18 protein-coding genes are annotated in these 16,312 nt (G+C 32.8%); 9 read left to right on the top strand and 9 right to left on the bottom strand.

Annotated elements, in window-relative coordinates; all coding sequences use genetic code 11:
• The first annotated feature begins 64 nt into the window (after positions 1–64).
• Genes RT99_RS22315 through RT99_RS22295 form a run of 5 tightly spaced genes read left to right on the top strand, consistent with a single transcriptional unit; the run spans position 65 to position 2,953 of the window.
• Positions 65–730 (top strand): spermidine synthase, encoded by a 666-nt coding sequence (locus tag RT99_RS22315; RefSeq protein ID WP_042566942.1) that lies wholly within the window; start codon positions 65–67, stop codon positions 728–730.
• Between the two features lie 11 nt (positions 731–741).
• Positions 742–1,419 (top strand): peptidoglycan DD-metalloendopeptidase family protein, encoded by a 678-nt coding sequence (locus RT99_RS22310; protein WP_042566941.1) that lies wholly within the window; start codon positions 742–744, stop codon positions 1,417–1,419.
• A gap of 6 nt (positions 1,420–1,425) precedes the next feature.
• Positions 1,426–1,899: a hypothetical protein gene (locus tag RT99_RS22305; protein WP_042566940.1), complete on the top strand. Its 474-nt coding sequence runs from the start codon at positions 1,426–1,428 to the stop codon at positions 1,897–1,899.
• 10 nt (positions 1,900–1,909) lie between these two features.
• Positions 1,910–2,434, top strand: coding sequence for a hypothetical protein (locus tag RT99_RS22300; protein WP_042566939.1), 525 nt, complete (start codon positions 1,910–1,912; stop codon positions 2,432–2,434).
• A 48-nt stretch (positions 2,435–2,482) separates the two neighbouring features.
• The gene (locus RT99_RS22295) at positions 2,483–2,953 is read left to right on the top strand and encodes a nuclear transport factor 2 family protein (protein WP_042567215.1); all 471 of its coding nucleotides are present in this window, start codon (positions 2,483–2,485) and stop codon (positions 2,951–2,953) included.
• A gap of 358 nt (positions 2,954–3,311) precedes the next feature.
• Here RT99_RS22295 and RT99_RS22290 read toward each other — a convergent pair whose 3' ends face one another.
• Positions 3,312–4,799 carry an aminotransferase class V-fold PLP-dependent enzyme gene (locus RT99_RS22290; protein WP_042566938.1) on the bottom strand — a complete coding sequence of 496 codons (1,488 nt, stop codon included), beginning with the start codon at positions 4,797–4,799 and terminating at the stop codon, positions 3,312–3,314.
• Positions 4,800–4,980: 181 nt separating this feature from the next.
• Between RT99_RS22290 and msrA the strand changes: the two genes are divergently transcribed.
• Together msrA and RT99_RS22280 are read left to right on the top strand one after the other, a co-directional pair.
• Entirely contained in the window at positions 4,981–5,511 is a 531-nt protein-coding gene (gene msrA, locus RT99_RS22285) for a peptide-methionine (S)-S-oxide reductase MsrA (protein ID WP_042566937.1), read from the top strand.
• 156 nt (positions 5,512–5,667) lie between these two features.
• Positions 5,668–7,236, top strand: a complete 1,569-nt coding sequence (locus RT99_RS22280) for a YdiU family protein (RefSeq protein ID WP_042566936.1) — start codon at positions 5,668–5,670, stop codon at positions 7,234–7,236.
• 142 nt (positions 7,237–7,378) lie between these two features.
• On the opposite strand, the gene RT99_RS22275 is transcribed toward RT99_RS22280, so the two are convergent.
• The gene (locus tag RT99_RS22275; RefSeq protein ID WP_042566935.1) at positions 7,379–8,344 is read right to left on the bottom strand and encodes a YpdA family putative bacillithiol disulfide reductase; all 966 of its coding nucleotides are present in this window, start codon (positions 8,342–8,344) and stop codon (positions 7,379–7,381) included.
• A gap of 7 nt (positions 8,345–8,351) precedes the next feature.
• A complete protein-coding gene (locus RT99_RS22270; protein ID WP_042566934.1) occupies positions 8,352–8,825 on the bottom strand; it encodes a CYTH domain-containing protein in 474 nt (157 codons plus the stop codon).
• A 195-nt stretch (positions 8,826–9,020) separates the two neighbouring features.
• On the opposite strand from RT99_RS22270, the gene RT99_RS22265 reads away from it, so the two are divergent.
• Together RT99_RS22265 and RT99_RS22260 are read left to right on the top strand one after the other, a co-directional pair.
• Positions 9,021–9,929 carry an OmpA family protein gene (locus tag RT99_RS22265; RefSeq protein WP_042566933.1) on the top strand — a complete coding sequence of 303 codons (909 nt, stop codon included), beginning with the start codon at positions 9,021–9,023 and terminating at the stop codon, positions 9,927–9,929.
• 19 nt (positions 9,930–9,948) lie between these two features.
• Positions 9,949–10,500 carry a hypothetical protein gene (locus RT99_RS22260; protein WP_042566932.1) on the top strand — a complete coding sequence of 184 codons (552 nt, stop codon included), beginning with the start codon at positions 9,949–9,951 and terminating at the stop codon, positions 10,498–10,500.
• Positions 10,501–10,548: 48 nt separating this feature from the next.
• Here RT99_RS22260 and RT99_RS22255 read toward each other — a convergent pair whose 3' ends face one another.
• The 6 genes from RT99_RS22255 to RT99_RS22230 all read right to left on the bottom strand — a co-directional run bounded on the left by RT99_RS22255 (position 10,549) and on the right by RT99_RS22230 (position 16,167).
• Positions 10,549–11,595 carry an o-succinylbenzoate synthase gene (locus RT99_RS22255; protein WP_042566931.1) on the bottom strand — a complete coding sequence of 349 codons (1,047 nt, stop codon included), beginning with the start codon at positions 11,593–11,595 and terminating at the stop codon, positions 10,549–10,551.
• Between the two features lie 102 nt (positions 11,596–11,697).
• Positions 11,698–12,900 carry a M48 family metallopeptidase gene (locus tag RT99_RS22250; RefSeq protein ID WP_042566930.1) on the bottom strand — a complete coding sequence of 401 codons (1,203 nt, stop codon included), beginning with the start codon at positions 12,898–12,900 and terminating at the stop codon, positions 11,698–11,700.
• A gap of 41 nt (positions 12,901–12,941) precedes the next feature.
• The gene (locus tag RT99_RS22245) at positions 12,942–13,451 is read right to left on the bottom strand and encodes a DUF2199 domain-containing protein (RefSeq protein WP_052483768.1); all 510 of its coding nucleotides are present in this window, start codon (positions 13,449–13,451) and stop codon (positions 12,942–12,944) included.
• A gap of 115 nt (positions 13,452–13,566) precedes the next feature.
• On the bottom strand, positions 13,567–14,244 hold the full coding sequence (locus RT99_RS22240) for a metal-dependent hydrolase (protein WP_042566929.1): 678 nt from the start codon (positions 14,242–14,244) through the stop codon (positions 13,567–13,569).
• A gap of 29 nt (positions 14,245–14,273) precedes the next feature.
• On the bottom strand, positions 14,274–15,236 hold the full coding sequence (gene menA / locus RT99_RS22235) for a 1,4-dihydroxy-2-naphthoate octaprenyltransferase (RefSeq protein WP_042566928.1): 963 nt from the start codon (positions 15,234–15,236) through the stop codon (positions 14,274–14,276).
• 97 nt (positions 15,237–15,333) lie between these two features.
• On the bottom strand, positions 15,334–16,167 hold the full coding sequence (locus tag RT99_RS22230) for a 1,4-dihydroxy-2-naphthoyl-CoA synthase (protein WP_035681238.1): 834 nt from the start codon (positions 16,165–16,167) through the stop codon (positions 15,334–15,336).
• Positions 16,168–16,312: the final 145 nt, after the last annotated feature.

The raw sequence follows: 16,312 nt of genomic DNA, 5'->3' as shown, positions 1-16,312 counted from the left end.
AAAGTCAATTATTTCGTGCAAATTAAAAGATTTTAATGGTAAATTTGAGTTAAAGCGCAATAAAATGATTCAAAAAATATTCAGTTATCTGATTCCTATAAAAATATTCAAAAAAAAATCAGCCAGAAGCAAAGTGATCGAAGTTACCTGGGCAAATGGCGAATTAGTTTTAGATTCTGAAAACACCAATTATTCTTATGGAAGTCTGCAGCGTATATTAAGGTACGGATTACGAAATATTGGTTATGAAACCATTCTTAAGATGGAACATATTTTGCTGTTGGGCGTTGCCGGCGGAAGTGTTATAAAAACTCTCGTAGACGAAGTTGAATATAAAGGTAAAATTACCGGAGTCGAAATTGACCCTGATATGATTCAGATCGCCAATCAATACTTTAATCTTGACCAAATCAAACAACTCGAAATTATTATCGACGATGCTTTTGAGTTTGTTTTAAAAACAAAAGACAAATATGACTTGATTATTATTGATGTTTTTGAAGATATAAAAATGCCCAATTTTTTATTTGAAAGTTTTTTTGCAAACCGTGTTTTTTCATTATTAAAAAACAAAGGAGTTGTCCTTTTTAACACCATGATTTTGGATGAGGCACATAATGTTAGAAATAGAAAGTATATTTCAGAAATAAATAGTAAATTGTTTTCCTCAAAAATGTTACCTCGTGTAGAGGTTCACAACGAATTAATTATCATCGAAAAAGTCGCCTAATTTGCTATTTTATGAAGACCTTAGTTTCTATTTTAAAATCCTTGCCGCCTACTAAAGTTATTGATTCAAGTATAGATTTCTCAAAATATGTAGCATTAGATTTATCAGTTACCAACAAAGGACTAGTCGAAAGTAAACCTTTGACTGCCGCTGATTTTGAAAATTTTATAACCAATTATTTAAAAAAGAATAATGCCGAAATAGCTTTTGGCGGTTATATTGAAGGACGGAACTTATATCAAAGAAGTACTATTTTTAAAAATGAAAATCTTCCCGAACGTAATATCCATATAGGTTTGGATTTATGGGGAAAAGTTGGAACATCCATTCTGGCTCCGCTTGATGGTAAAATTCACAGTTTTAAAAATAATGAAGGTTTTGGGGATTATGGCCCTACTATTATTTTGGAACATGAAGTTGAAAATGAAAAATTTTATACTTTATATGGACATTTATCGTTAGAAAGTATAGAAAATATTACCGTTGGAACAGTTTTTAAAAAAGGAGATCGTTTGGCAACCTTTGGAAATTCTACAGTTAATGGAGATTATGCGCCTCATTTGCATTTTCAGATTATAAATAATATTGAAAATTATTACGGTGATTATCCAGGAGTTTGTAACATAAATGACTTAAACTTTTATATAGAAAACTGTCCCGACCCTAACTTATTATTAAAAATAACATAAATAGTTATGAAGAAAGCAGGATTGATTATATGTTTGTTATTGCTAATTGGTTGTAAATCGAAAACCATAAGCAGAGACACCGAAGATTTAAAAATTAAAAAAGTTGTTTCGTCCGAAATTAGTTCGGCGCAGCAACAAAAAGCGTATGATTTAGGTAAACGGGTTTTAGAAACCTGCAACACATCAAAATTTAAACCTTTTAACGAAACCGAAGTCACACAATCTGTAATGGAAAATACGACAGAAGAACGTTTGACAAAAACCTGCCAAAAGTTTCGACAATATTATGGCAGTTTTATTGATTTGAAATTGGATGGTGTTTACAAAACAAAACAAGAAACGATTTATCGCTATCATGCATTATACACCAAAAAAGTGGCAAACAAAGAATTGCGTGTTTTTGTAAATGAAGATAATTTAGTTTCTGCTATAAAATCAATGGATTGGGATGAAAAATTCGAATCTCAAATAACAGACTAAAAATTAACTTATGAATTTAAAATTCCCTCTTTTTGTGTTATTGTTTCTTTCGACTTTGGTCAATGCTCAGGAAACCATGATTGTAAATGGCTCTAAACCTTTTTCGGCAACACAAAATTATACTTTTATCTGCGAAAAATACGCCTACACAGGAGAAGCTAATGTTCAGATTGCAAAAACAGAAAAAGGAGGAATTTTAAAATTAACAATTGCCACAGCAAACGACAAAGCCCGAATTGCCGGAGGAGTTTATGTCGATTTGGCAAACGCCGATGTAATAGCCTGTGTTGACAAAAATGTAAAAGAATATGCAGATGGCAAAACGACTTCCTATTATTATTTTACACCGGCAGAAATGAACAAGCTTAAAAATACTGATATAAAAGGAATTAGGTTTATCATTACCGGAAACTCAAACACCTTTGGCAATCAAACTGGATATTTTACAGCGGTAAACAAAACCAATTATTTTTCTACAGTTTTCGACCAATCAAAAAAAACATTCAATACAGCAAAAGAAATTAGCGTTTTATAAAGATTTTTTCTTCTAATAAATCTTATATTTATGCCCTAAATGTATTTTATGAGCCCAAACGAAAACTTAATCACCAAATTCTACACAGCTTTTGCCAACGCTGATTATAAAACAATGAGTGAATGCTATCATCCAAAAATTCATTTCATTGACCCCGCTTTTGGCTTACTAAAAGAAGAGCAGGTTTCTGCCATGTGGCAAATGTTACTTTTAAAAAGTAAAGGCAATTTAAAAATTGAGTTCTCAAATGTTAAGGCTGATGATTTTACAGGATCGGCAAATTGGGTTGCCACTTACAATTTTAGTAAAACCAACCGAAATGTTATTAATAAAATTTCTGCCGAATTTATTTTTCAGGATGGTTTGATTATTAAACACACAGATAATTTTGATGTTTGGAAATGGTCAAAACAAGCTTTCGGAATTAAAGGGCTTTTATTGGGCTGGACAGGCTTTTTTCAGGATAAAGTAAAAGAGCAGGCCTTATTATCACTCAAAAAATTTCAACAGGCAAAATAATTTTGATAATATTATTTAATATAAAAACCCGACTTGTTTTGAAAAACTTGTCGGGTTTGTTTTTTAGAAGCAGCAATATCGAATTTTAAAGACGACCAGTCCCGCTTTCTATCGGGGCTAGATTAGAAATATAGTAATTCATTAGAAATTTATTTTTAAAAAATTCCCTGTACATTATTTCATTTATAAATCTTCAAAACATTTACCGAAATATTTACCGCAATATTTTATTGGCAACGTATATCGTAGAGACGCACAGCAGTGCGTCTAACAGATTGTTCTGGTCAATTAAATATAGTAAATTGGAACGTACACGCACTGCTGTGCGTCTCTACGGTCAATCTTTGTAAAAAAAAAATTATGATTTAAACCACTTTTCTACCAACTCATCTTCAAATGAATTTGCATTTTTATGGATAAATTCGTTTGTATTTTTTTCATAAGAATAATCTAAAGCCCAGGTTTCATGGTTTTTAGACAATTCTTTTATGCTATCACAAACAAATTTAATTTCTTCATCAGTAGTAGTTGGGTGAATAGACATTCTGATCCATCCCGGTTTTTTGATCAAATCACCAATCGTAATTTCGTTCACCAATTTATTTGAAGTTTCCTGATCTACGTGAAGTAAAAAGTGACCGTAAGTTCCGGCGCAGCTACATCCTCCTCTGGTTTGAATTCCGAATTTGTCATTCAATAATTTTACACCTAAATTAAAATGTAAATTTTCTATAAAAAAAGAAACAACACCCAAACGATTTTTATGTTGGCCAGCTAGAATTTTGATATTTTCAACAGATCCTAATTCGCTAAAAACATAATCAACAATTTCGTGTTCACGCTGTAAAATGTTTTCAATTCCCATTTCTTCCTTTAGCTCAATTGCCAAAGCAGTTTTTATAACCTGCAGGAAACCAGGAGTTCCGCCATCTTCACGATCCTCAATATTGTCAACATATTTATGCTCACCCCATGGATTTGTCCAGCTTACAGTTCCCCCACCCGGACAATCGGGAATCATATTATTGTATAATTTTTTATTAAAAATCAAAACACCCGAAGTTCCTGGCCCGCCTAAAAATTTATGTGGCGAAAAGAAAATCGCGTCCAGATAAGCTTCAGGATCAGCAGGGTGCATATCAATTTCTACATAAGGTCCTGAACAGGCAAAATCTACAAAACAAACGCCATTATGTTTGTGCATCAATTTTGCAGCTTCATGAAAAGGAGTTTTCAAACCTGTAACATTTGAGCATGAAGTAATCGAAGCGATTTTAATTGTTCTATCAGTATATTTTTCTAATAATTGCTCAAGATTATCCAGGCAAAAAAGTCCTTTTTCGCAAGAAGGAATAATTTCAACATCTGCAATTGTCTCTAACCATGATGTTTGATTAGAATGATGCTCCATATGTGAAATGAAAACAACAGGTTTTTTTTCGGCAGGAACCGTAATAAAATCCTTTAAGTTTTCTGGAATTTTTAAACCCAGAATACGCTGGAATTTATTGATAACGCCCGTCATTCCTGTTCCATCAGTAATCAAAACATCATCCTGATTTGCATTAGTATGACGCTTGATAATATGTCTGGCATGATGATACGCTTTTGTCATGGCAGTACCTGACACAGTAGTTTCAGTATGTGTGTTCGCCACAAAAGGCCCGAATTCATTAAGAAGTTTCTCTTCAATTGGGCGATATAATCTTCCACTTGCAGTCCAATCAGTATAAATAATCTGTTTTTTACCGTATGGAGACATAAATTCCTGATTTATTCCAACAATATTTTTTCTAAAATCCTGAAAATATGTTTCTAAGCTGATGGTATTATTTTTGCTATTCATTATTGTGCCTGAGTTTGATTGCAAATATATTGCTTTTTTATAGAATTGTGAATTTATCAATTATAAACTTCAAACATTAAATAACCTTTTAGTATCTTTAATTAAATAGTCTTTTTTTGAATAAATTATCATAATATTCTATCGGATTAATAGGGCATATAAAACTTTAACTATAACATTTATGGGAAATTTATCAGTAGCCACTTTTGGTGGAGGATGTTTTTGGTGTATAGAAGCTGTAATTCAGCGTTTAAAAGGAATAGAATCTTTAAAATCAGGATATTCAGGAGGTTTTATCAAAAATCCTCCGTATCGTGAAGTTTGTACTGGCAGAACGGGTCATGCCGAAGTCATACAAGTTACATTTGATCCTGACATAATTTCATATCATGATTTGATTTTTATATTTATGACAAGTCATGATCCAACAACATTAAACCGTCAGGGAGCAGATGTTGGAACACAATACCGTTCTGTAATTTTGTATCATGATGCAGAACAAAAAGCAATTGCTGAACAGGTTTTTGAAGAAGTAAAAGGCTTTTATGATGATCCAATTGTAACGCAATTAGTTGAATTTGAGATTTTTTACGAAGCCGAAGAAGATCATCAAAATTATTACAATAACAATCAGGATGCACGTTACTGCCAAATCGTAATTGATCCGAAAGTGCAGAAATTAAAAAAAATGTACGCGGATAAACTTGTTTAAAAAGAAGTTTTTGTCTCAGATTTTATTGTAACAATCTAAAAAATAGCCACGAATTCACGAATTTATTTAAAAATTATGCGCAATCATTCGTGAATTCGTGGCTTTTTTTCTAGATATTAGAATTATTTAATTTGTGGCAAAAAAAATAAAATTATAATGAAAAATTTAAAAATAAATAATCGATTTACTGTTGAACTACCCGCAGATCCGGACGAAACAAATGAAATTCGTCAGGTTAAAAATGCGTTATTTTCATACGTAAATCCAACAAAACCTACTGAACCAAAACTAATTCATGCCTCTGAAGAAGTTGCTGAATTGGTTGGAATTTCTGCAGATGAAATTCAGTCAGAAGCCTTTTTGAATGCATTTTCGGGAAAAGAAATTTTGCCGGAAACAAAACCTTACGCCATGTGTTATGCCGGACATCAATTCGGGAACTGGGCTGGACAATTGGGTGATGGACGTGCGATTAACCTAACTGAAGTTGAACATAATAATGAGTTTTTTACCCTTCAGCTAAAAGGTGCAGGAAAAACTCCATATTCCAGAACCGCTGATGGTTTGGCCGTTTTGCGCTCTTCGATAAGAGAATATTTATGTGCCGAAGCCATGCATTATTTGGGAGTTCCCACTACCCGATCACTTTCGCTAATGTTGTCTGGAGATCAGGTTTTGCGTGATATCTTGTATAACGGAAACCCCGCTTACGAAAAAGGCGCCATTGTTTGTCGTATTGCTCCCTCTTTTATTCGTTTTGGAAGTTTTGAAATGCTTACAGCCCGAAATGAACTTAAAAATTTAAAACAATTTGTTGAATATAATATCAAACATTATTTTCCCGAAATTACAGGTGAGCCAAAGGAACAATATTTACAATTTTTCAAAAAAGTTGTAGATACCACCCGCGAAATGATTTTGCATTGGCAGCGTGTTGGTTTTGTGCATGGTGTAATGAATACCGATAATATGTCAATTCACGGAATCACAATTGATTATGGTCCGTATGGCTGGTTAGAAAATTATGATCCAAACTGGACACCAAATACAACTGATAGTCAAAACAGAAGATATCGTTTTGGCAATCAGCCTCAGGTCGCTCAATGGAATTTGTTTCAATTGGCCAATGCGCTTTATCCTTTAATAAATGAAGCAGAACCTTTAGAAAAGATTTTAGAATCATTTATAAATGATTTTGAATCTGATTATAAAGTGATGTTTTTAAGCAAATTAGGTATTTTTACTTCAACTGATGCTGACGATAAATTAGTTACCGCTTTAGAAACTGTTTTGCAATTATCTGAAACTGATATGACGATCTTTTTTAGAAATTTAAGTAAAATTAAAAAAGAAGATTCTGTAGAAGACGCTATTGAAAAAATTCAGGATGCCTTTTATATTCGTGAAGAAATTTCAGGAGACATTTTAGAATCCTGGAAAAAATGGTTTTCAGTTTACCTCGAAAGATTAAACAATGAAACATTATCGGATGAAGATCGTGCACAAAAAATGAATACAATTAATCCAAAATATGTACTGCGAAATTATATGGCACAATTGGCCATCGATGCTGCAGATCAGGAAGATTATTCGTTGATAAATGAATTGTACTTGCTATTGCAAAAGCCATATGACGAGCAGCCGGAATTAGAAAAATGGTTCGCAAAACGACCAGATTGGGCACGCTCAAAAGTGGGTTGTTCTATGCTTTCTTGTAGTTCTTAAAAGTTTTTTGCCACGGATTAAAAAGATTTAGATTTAAAAAATAGCCACGAATTCACGAATGATTGTGTTTAATATTTCAAACAAATTTGTGAATTCGTGGCAAAAATAATCAATAGAATCTTTTAATCTGTGGCAACTTTTTTTATTTCGAAGTAATAGAATCTACAATCATATTCGCATGAATGCGTGAGTTTTCAATAAACCATTTATGTGTCTGCATTCCACCGCAAACTACTCCTGCCAAAAATAAACCTTCGACATTAGTTTCCATTGTTTCAGGATTATAAGTTGGTATTTTTAGTTCATCATTAGAAAGCTGAATACCCATTTTTTCAAGAAAAGTCAAATCAGGTTTATATCCGGTTAAGGCAAGAACAAAATCATTTTCAATAGTAACTTTACCGTTTAGAGTTTCTATTTCAACTTCATTTTCCCTGATTTCAGTAATATTCGATTGAAAATAGGCTTTTATACTTCCTTCTTCAATTCGATTTTCGATATCTGGTTTTACCCAATATTTTACGCGATTATTGATTTCGTTTTTGCGAATCACCATCGTTACATTAGCTCCTTTTCGCCAACATTCTAAAGCAGCATCAACAGATGAATTATTGGCGCCAACAACTAAAATATTTCTAAAAGCATATTCATGAGCTTCCTTATAATAATGTCTAACTTTGGGCAATTCCTCTCCCTTCACATTCATTTCTATCGGAATATCGTAAAAACCTGTAGCGATAACAACATTCCTGGCTTCATAAGATTTTTTGTCAGAAGTTATTTTGAAAACCGAATTCTCTTGCTTTTCAACACCAATTACTTCTTCAAACAAATTAATGGAAAAATTAAAATAGCGATGAATGTTTCGGTAATATTCTAAAGCTTCCTGACGGCCGGGTTTTGGTGCAAGGCAATTAAATGGGATATTTCCAATTTCAAGTCTTTCGGCCGTTGAAAAAAAAGTCATGTACAACGGATAATTGAAAATACTATTTACAATTGCACCTTTTTCAATAATTAAATAGCGTAAGTTTTTCTTTTGAGCTTCAATTGCGCAGGCTAATCCAATTGGGCCGCCTCCAACAATTATCAAATCGTATTCTGTCATAAATCTATTATTTTTCCCAGTCTTTAAAGGGATTTTTGCTCAAATAAGCGTTGTAATATCTTTTATCATTAGTAACTTCTTCTCCAAGCCACTCCGGTTTTTCAAAAGATTCTGTTTCTGATTCCAATTCAATTTCAGCCATTACCAAACCTTCATTTTCTCCATAAAATTCATCTACTTCAAAAACATGTTTTCCGGCTTTTATTTCAAAACGTGTCTTTTCGATTTTACCTTTTTCGCATAATTTTAGCAGTTCCTGCGCTTCATCAAGCGGAATTTCATTTTCCCACTCAAAGCGTGACATTCCACCGTGATGCCCAATTCCTTTTATTGTAATAAATCCCTTAGCTCCCTTTATTCGCACGCGCACCGTTCTTTCGGGAAGTGAACTCAAATAACCTTGTGCAATTTTATTTTGAGTAAAAGCCTGTTCTTTAAAATCATTTGATTTTACAAGAAACTTTCTTTCTATTTCAATCATTTTAACTCCAAATTAAATTTTTACTGCAAGTTACTCATTTTAATTCAGTTTGAAATTGCATTTTATCAATACATTCTAATCAATTTAATCCTGTAATCATCTAAAAAATAGAATGTTATATTTTAAATAACTGATTATTAAAGCAATTTGTATTTATTTTTTTGTTAATTTTGATAGGATCTAAACTTCATTAACATGTCTAAAAAAGCACTTTATCTATTAGGCATTGCTATAACAATTATTTTAGGCACTTTTTTATACCTCAAATTTTGTTGCAATTGCAGTATGAAAACGCCAACTGTTGCTGTCGAAAAAAAAACCGTAGCTGCCAATGATACTACTATGGTTCGTTTTATTCTTAATGGTTCCGGAATTGATTTTCGCACCGGTGATAACCTTAAATTCCTCAAAAACAGTGCTGTACTACTTACTCCCGTTAGTGATTCTATAGGAATTGGGATTGAAAATCTTAAAACATTTTTAGCTTCAAATTCAAAACAAAAAGTAATAATTACAGGTTATGCTATTTCTGATGAAACCAACAACTCCACTTTTGAAAATCTTGGACTTGCTAGAGCAAATGAGGTTAAAAATTATTTTGTTTCTAAAGGTTTAACGGCAAGTCAGTTTGATACAAAAGGGGAAATTATTAAGAATTGGAAAATGATTTCTGATACTCTTATTGGTCCTGTAGAATATAATTTTCCGGCTTTAGATACCACTACGGTTGTTAATAATGAATGGAATACTTTAAAAGAAAAAATCAATTCTGATCCTTTAATTCTACATTTCAACACCAATAAAGCAAGTGATAATTTAAACGCGGTTGAAAAACAAAAAGTAACTGATATTTTGAAATACCTGAAAAATGTTAAAGACGCTACAGTTTTAATTGTGGGACATTCTGATAATGTTGGAAACCGTGATGCAAATGTAATTTTGGGACAAAAACGGGCTGAATTTTCTAAAGATTATCTGGTGAAAAATGGAATCGATGCCGAACGCATTACAACCGAATCGGAAGGCCCTGATGAGCCAATTGGAGAAAATTCAACTGCCGAAGGCAAAGCCAATAACAGAAGAACTGTAATAACGATCAAATAATAATCAAAAATATACTATTATGAATATACCTTGTATTTTAATACCTGTGCTAGTGGGATTAATCTGTGGAATTTTAGGTTACTTACTAGGGAAAATGAATTCAAAAGGAGATGGTTCTCTTGCAGCTGATTTACAAGCCGATTTGGATGCATGCAAAGCACATACAAAAAGCCTGAATACCAGAATTTCAGCTCTGGAAGCCGATTTAGCGGTAAAACTATCCACATCAAAAACAACTCAATCATTTGCAGCCAGTACAACTCCGGTTTTTCTTTTTGATCAGGATTTGGCGGCATCGGTTTGCAATAAAAAAATAGAAGAGAATGATTTGAAAATTGTAGAAGGAATCGGACCAAAAATTGAAACTCTAATGAATGCTGCCGGAATCAGTACGTGGAAGGAATTATCAGAAGCATCTACCGAAAAACTACAGGCAATTCTAGATGCAGGAGGAGAAAATTATGCGATTCACAATCCTAGTACGTGGGCAAAACAAGCCTTACTTGCCTATGAAGGGAAATGGCAGGATCTAAAAGATTTACAGGAAAACCTAATGGGCGGAAAAGAATAAAACCAAATATTGATTAAACCTTAAAAACTGGTCAAAAGCCAGTTTTTTTTATGCTTTCTCAAGAAAACCAGAATCCCAGTTTTTAGCCTTATTATACCATAATTGACCATTAGAAACTTCAAGCGGACAATCAATATTATTATTGTAAAGTGCTCCTGTACCTAAACCTTGCGGCATATTTGAATTTTGCAGAAAAGTCCATTGTGCAATGGCGTTTAAACCAATATTACTTTCTAATGCCGATGTAATCCACCAGCCAATATTATATTTATCTGCTAATGTTATCCATTCCTGTGTTCCTCTAAAACCTCCAACAAAACTTGGTTTAAGAATGATATATTGCGGTTTAATTTCCTTTAGTAATTTTTCTTTTTCTTCGAATGAAAAAATGCCTATTAATTCTTCGTCTAATGCAATAGGAAATGGTGTTGTTTCACACAAGTCTTTCATCGCTTTAATATTACCTTTTTTTATAGGCTGTTCAATACTATGAAGCTGAAATTGATTTAGTTGATTTAATTTATTTAAAGCTTCATTTAAAGCAAAAGCTCCATTGGCATCCACACGAATTTCTATTTGTTCTGCAGAAAAATGACTTCTTATAAACTGTAATAATTCCAACTCTTTTTGAAAATCGATTGCTCCAATTTTCAATTTTATACAATTAAAACCATCTGCTAATTTCTCTTCAATTTGCTGTTTCATGAATGAAGCCTCTCCCATCCAAACCAATCCGTTTATTGTAATTGATTTAGTAGTATTGGTAAAATCTGAAGGAAATAATAAATACGGATTTTCACTTTTAAAGGATAAAAAAGCCATTTCAATTCCAAATTGTATAGACGGAAATTCTAATAAAGCTTCCCAAAGTGCCGTTTCTCCTAAATGAACATTCTGGCATGCCCAATTTAGTTTTTCTTCATAATCATCACGATCATCAGCACTTAAACCGCGCAAAATACCACACTCGCCTATTCCTTTTTTACCGTCTTTTTCAAGAACAATAAACCAGGTTTCTTTTTCTGTCATAATGCCACGCGACGTTCCCGACGGGCGTTTGAATTCGAGCATGTATTTGTGGTAAGTTGCTTTCAAGTTGGTATGTTTTTTAAACCATATAAGTTATATAAGTTCATTTAAATATTGCGTAGTGGCTAACTTAAATTTACTTATATAACTTATATGATGGAAAAATTTTTAATTATAAAGTTTTAAAACTTTTTCAAAATCTTTTGATGGTAAACCTGCTTTTTGGAAAGCGGCAAAATCCAATTTTGTTTTTTCTGTCCAACTTAAACTGTCAGTAACATTTTGAGTCTGATATTTTTTATAAATCGCTTTTGCTTCGCTATAATCATCACTAACCAAATAAACATGCGCCAGGTTTAATTTGACTAATAGTTCTGTATCGTCTAACTTCTCACCTTCTTTTAATGATTTTATGGCTTTTGCATATTGCTTAGTCAAAATATAACAATAGCCTATAGAACTGTAGTCCAGTGCAGTTGCTTTTCCGTCATTAATTATGGTATTTAATTTAGGAATTGCTTCATTGTATTTTTGTTGCTTTATTAAAACCGAAGCCTGAGTTCTCAAATCATTATAAACATTTTTTGAAATGTCAGCATCTTTGTAGCAAGCGTTACCAAAATCTTTATAAACTTTGTTTTTTTCGATTGGCAATAATTTTTGAAACTCTGAATAACGATATTGTTTTGTTATTTTATCCATAATGCAAACACAAAAATCATCAGAATTGGCCATTTTTTGTGCCATTGTAGATGTTTTGCATAAGCTGATAATTTCATTTTTATTGTCCTGATTCCAGCCTCGATTCAGTTTTGTATCAACCCACGGCACAACTTCCAAAACTATTTTTTGATTTAAAACCCAGTTTTTACTGTGAAAACCAAACCATATTGTATTTACGTTTTGTCCTAAACAAGAAGATTTATCCAGCGATAATCGTTTGGCGTCTTTGCTTACGGCATCAACCTGAGCGTAACAAGCCTTGTCTGTTTTACCGTCTTCAATATACTTTTTTGCATTTTCTCCAGAAGTAAACAATGCATAAGTACAAGTATCGTCTCCGGAAATTTTTGACATTAAAAAAACTGCTCCGGCAGAACCCTGACTTATTCCTGTAGGATCCGGAATTGCTTTTAATACTGAAACTAAACTATTTGCCATTTGTTGGTTTTCGTCCAGAAGAGTAATTCTGTACACGATTTCGGTTGTTCCAACGGGTAAATCTTCAGTTGTCAGAGTGATTCGGTCACGTGCATAAACAATAATTTCTTTTGTCGTGGCGCGTTCTTTGTCCCAATAACCATCTTTTTGTGCAAAAGAGTTATAAGAAACTGTTATTAAAAGAAATAGGGCTATTTGTTTTAAATTCATTTTAGAAAATTTAGTTTAAATATTTCATGCAAATTTCAAGCCTAATTTTTTAGCATTCCCTGAATTCTTTTTTCAGCTTCTTCTTTTGTAATTCCTTCATAATAATCTTTTACAAAAGGATGGTCAAAATCCTGATGAGGAAAAATTTCCGGTCTGTCATTACCACTTTTGGTTACAACGGTTGTAGGAACGCTATTTGAAAATTTATATTGTGGAATATAATTGCAAAGCCATCCAAAATATTGTGTTTCATGATTTTCGTTATCAAAATTTTCGAGATAATCTTTAAAACTTTTTTCGCTTAAGGAAACCCAAAAACCATATTCAAGATCTTCACAATGGTCATTAACTTTCTGAATAAGAACACATCTGACAAATCGATCTACATGATCCGGATACTTAATTACACAAAAATCCTGATCGATTACGGCTATTTCTTCCTGTTCCTGAGGTGAAAGATTGTAATAACTGCTTGGGGTATTATAGGTTAGTGCAGGCCAACTCTCATGTTCTTTACCACAGCAATCACAAATAAACTTAATATTATCCATATTTAATTAACGCAAAATATCTTTTTAAAACTTTGATAAAACATGTTCTTTTGTGGTCCCGGATATTTCGGGAACCACAAAAAAACATAGCTAATAGTGTGGAATCAGTTATTAATTATAATTCAATAGATTCTCCAATCTCTAAAAGCATTAAATCTTTTCCTTTATCGAAAAATTTGCGAATAGATTCTTCTTTATTGATTTCGATGTAACCAAAAGTATCAAAATGATAACCTAAAATTTTATCACATTCTACAAAATCAGAAGCAATTATGGCATCTTCAACATCCATTGTAAAATTATCTCCAATTGGAAGGATTGCCAAATCTAATTTTGTTCTTAACGGAATCAGTTTCATATCCATTGTAAGAGCTGTATCTCCGGCAATGTATATGTTTTTATGTTCGCTTTCTATTACGAAACCACCAGGATTTCCTCCGTAACTGCCGTCAGGAAAAGAACTTGAGTGAATTGCGTTTACATATTTTACTTTTCCAAAATCAAATTTCCAGCTCCCGCCGTGATTCATCGGGTGCGCATTAAGTCCTTGTTTGGCATAATAGCTTGTAATTTCTGCATTAGAAACAATTACTGCATTGGTACGATTTGCAATAGCTTCAACATCAAGAACGTGATCGCCATGTGCATGCGTTAATAAAATATAATCCGCTTTTAGTGTGTTTATATCGATTGCCGCCGCTTGTGGATTTCCTGTAATAAAAGGATCAACAATTATGTGTTTTCCTCCCACTTCGATACCTAAAGAAGCATGTCCGTAAAATGTAATTTTCATTTGATGAGTTTTTAAAATTGAACTTTATTTTATCTTCCGCCTAAGAAGAGATTAACAATGATGTCTGAAATCAGCGAAATCATACATAACGTTAATAATATAGAAAGTAAGAATGTACTAAGTGCTAGTTTTTTTAATTCCGGATCTAACAACTTAGGATTCTGATTTTTATAAACGGTAATTAAATGTTTGGTTAAAGGTATATATGCCAATAAAAATAAATACTGATCAAAACGATAATCACTCAATATCGCAAAAACAAGAACCAAAAGCATAGCTGTTATAATCAATGCAAAATGGTATATTTTTGCTTTTGCCCCGCCCATTTGAACTACAATTGTATTTTTTCCTGATTTTTTGTCTGATTCTTCATCACGCATATTATTAAGGTTTAAAACCCCAACGCTTAATAAACCAATTGAAACTGCAGGTAAAATTAAAATAGGATCTACTTCTTTCGAATACAAAAAGTTTACTCCCAAAGTGCTTACAAGTCCGAAGAATACAAAAACAAAAATATCTCCAAAACCTTTGTATCCGTAAGCAGAATTACCAACTGTGTAACGAATTGCAGAAGCAATTGCAGCAATTCCTAATAGTAGAAAAAATATGGAATATCCGAAATTACTTTCTCCAAAAGCAAAATATATTAAAATAATTGCTGATAAAAAGGTCAATATCGAAGTAATTATAATGGCTTTTTTCATTGCCTGCGGAGTAATTACGCCACTTTGTATCGCGCGTTGCGGACCAACTCTGTCAGCATTATCAGTACCTTTTACACCATCTCCATAATCATTTGCAAAATTGGATAAAATCTGTAAGCCAAGTGTCGTTAAAAGTGAAAAACCAAAAATTTTCCAGCTAAAAACTTCAGTTGGTGTATTGATGGTTTCGGTTGGGTTTGATAGGGCGTATATGCTTCCTACTATTATTCCGGAAACTGATAAAGGCAATGTGCGCAGTCTGGCGGCTTCAATCCAATGTTTCATTTATAATTTGTTTTGTTTAATTTTTGTTTCAAGTTTCAGGTTTCAAGTTTTGGATTTCGCAACTTGAAACCTGAAACTTGAAACAATTTTTAACTTCTTATGGTAACCATTTATTTTCTCCGAAGTTTGGTTTTCTTTTTTCTAAAAAGGCATTTCTTCCTTCTTTTGCTTCTTCGGTCATATAGGCCAAACGTGTTGCTTCTCCTGCAAATACCTGCTGACCAACCATTCCGTCATCGGTTAAATTCATTGCAAATTTTAGCATTTTTATAGAAGTTGGTGATTTTTGAAGAATTTCCTGAGCCCACTCATAAGCAGTATCTTCAAGCTCATCATGCGGAATTACGGCATTTACCATTCCCATATCCATTGCTTCCTGAGCTGAATAGTTTCTTCCTAAAAAGAAAATCTCACGTGCTTTTTTCTGTCCCACCATTTTGGCCAGATATGCAGATCCGTAACCACCATCAAAACTAGTCACATCAGCATCAGTTTGTTTAAAAATAGCATGTTCTTTACTAGCCAAAGTCATGTCGCAAACCACATGTAAACTATGTCCGCCGCCAACTGCCCAACCAGGAACAACGGCAATAACCACTTTAGGCATAAAACGAATTAAACGCTGAACTTCGAGAATATTTAAACGGTGCTGGCCATCTTCGCCAACATAACCCTGATGTCCACGTGCATTTTGATCCCCTCCGCTGCAAAAAGAATAAACGCCATCTTTTGTTGATGGTCCTTCTGCAGAAAGCAAAACTACCCCAATCGAAGTATCTTCTTGTGCATCGTAAAAAGCCTGGTATAATTCTGAAGTTGTTTTTGGGCGAAAAGCATTTCTAACATTTGGTCTGTTAAAAGCAATTCTTGCAACTCCATTACATTTTTTATAAGTTATATCTTCAAATTCTCTGGCAGTAATCCAATCCATTTCTATTTGTATCTTTTAAATAATTATAGTGTAAAAATAAACCATTTTTACATTTTTACCTACTCAATTTACTTTAAGTCTTTACTAAATTGTGGCTGAATGTTAACAAATAGTATTTACTTACAAAAAATAACATTATTTAACA

Origin of the sequence: Flavobacterium sp. MEB061 (genome assembly GCF_000834715.1) — a bacterium.
Lineage (GTDB): Bacteria > Bacteroidota > Bacteroidia > Flavobacteriales > Flavobacteriaceae > Flavobacterium > Flavobacterium pectinovorum.
The sequence above is the reverse complement of the archived record's forward strand: the minus strand, read 5'-3'. Positions and strand labels throughout refer to the sequence as shown.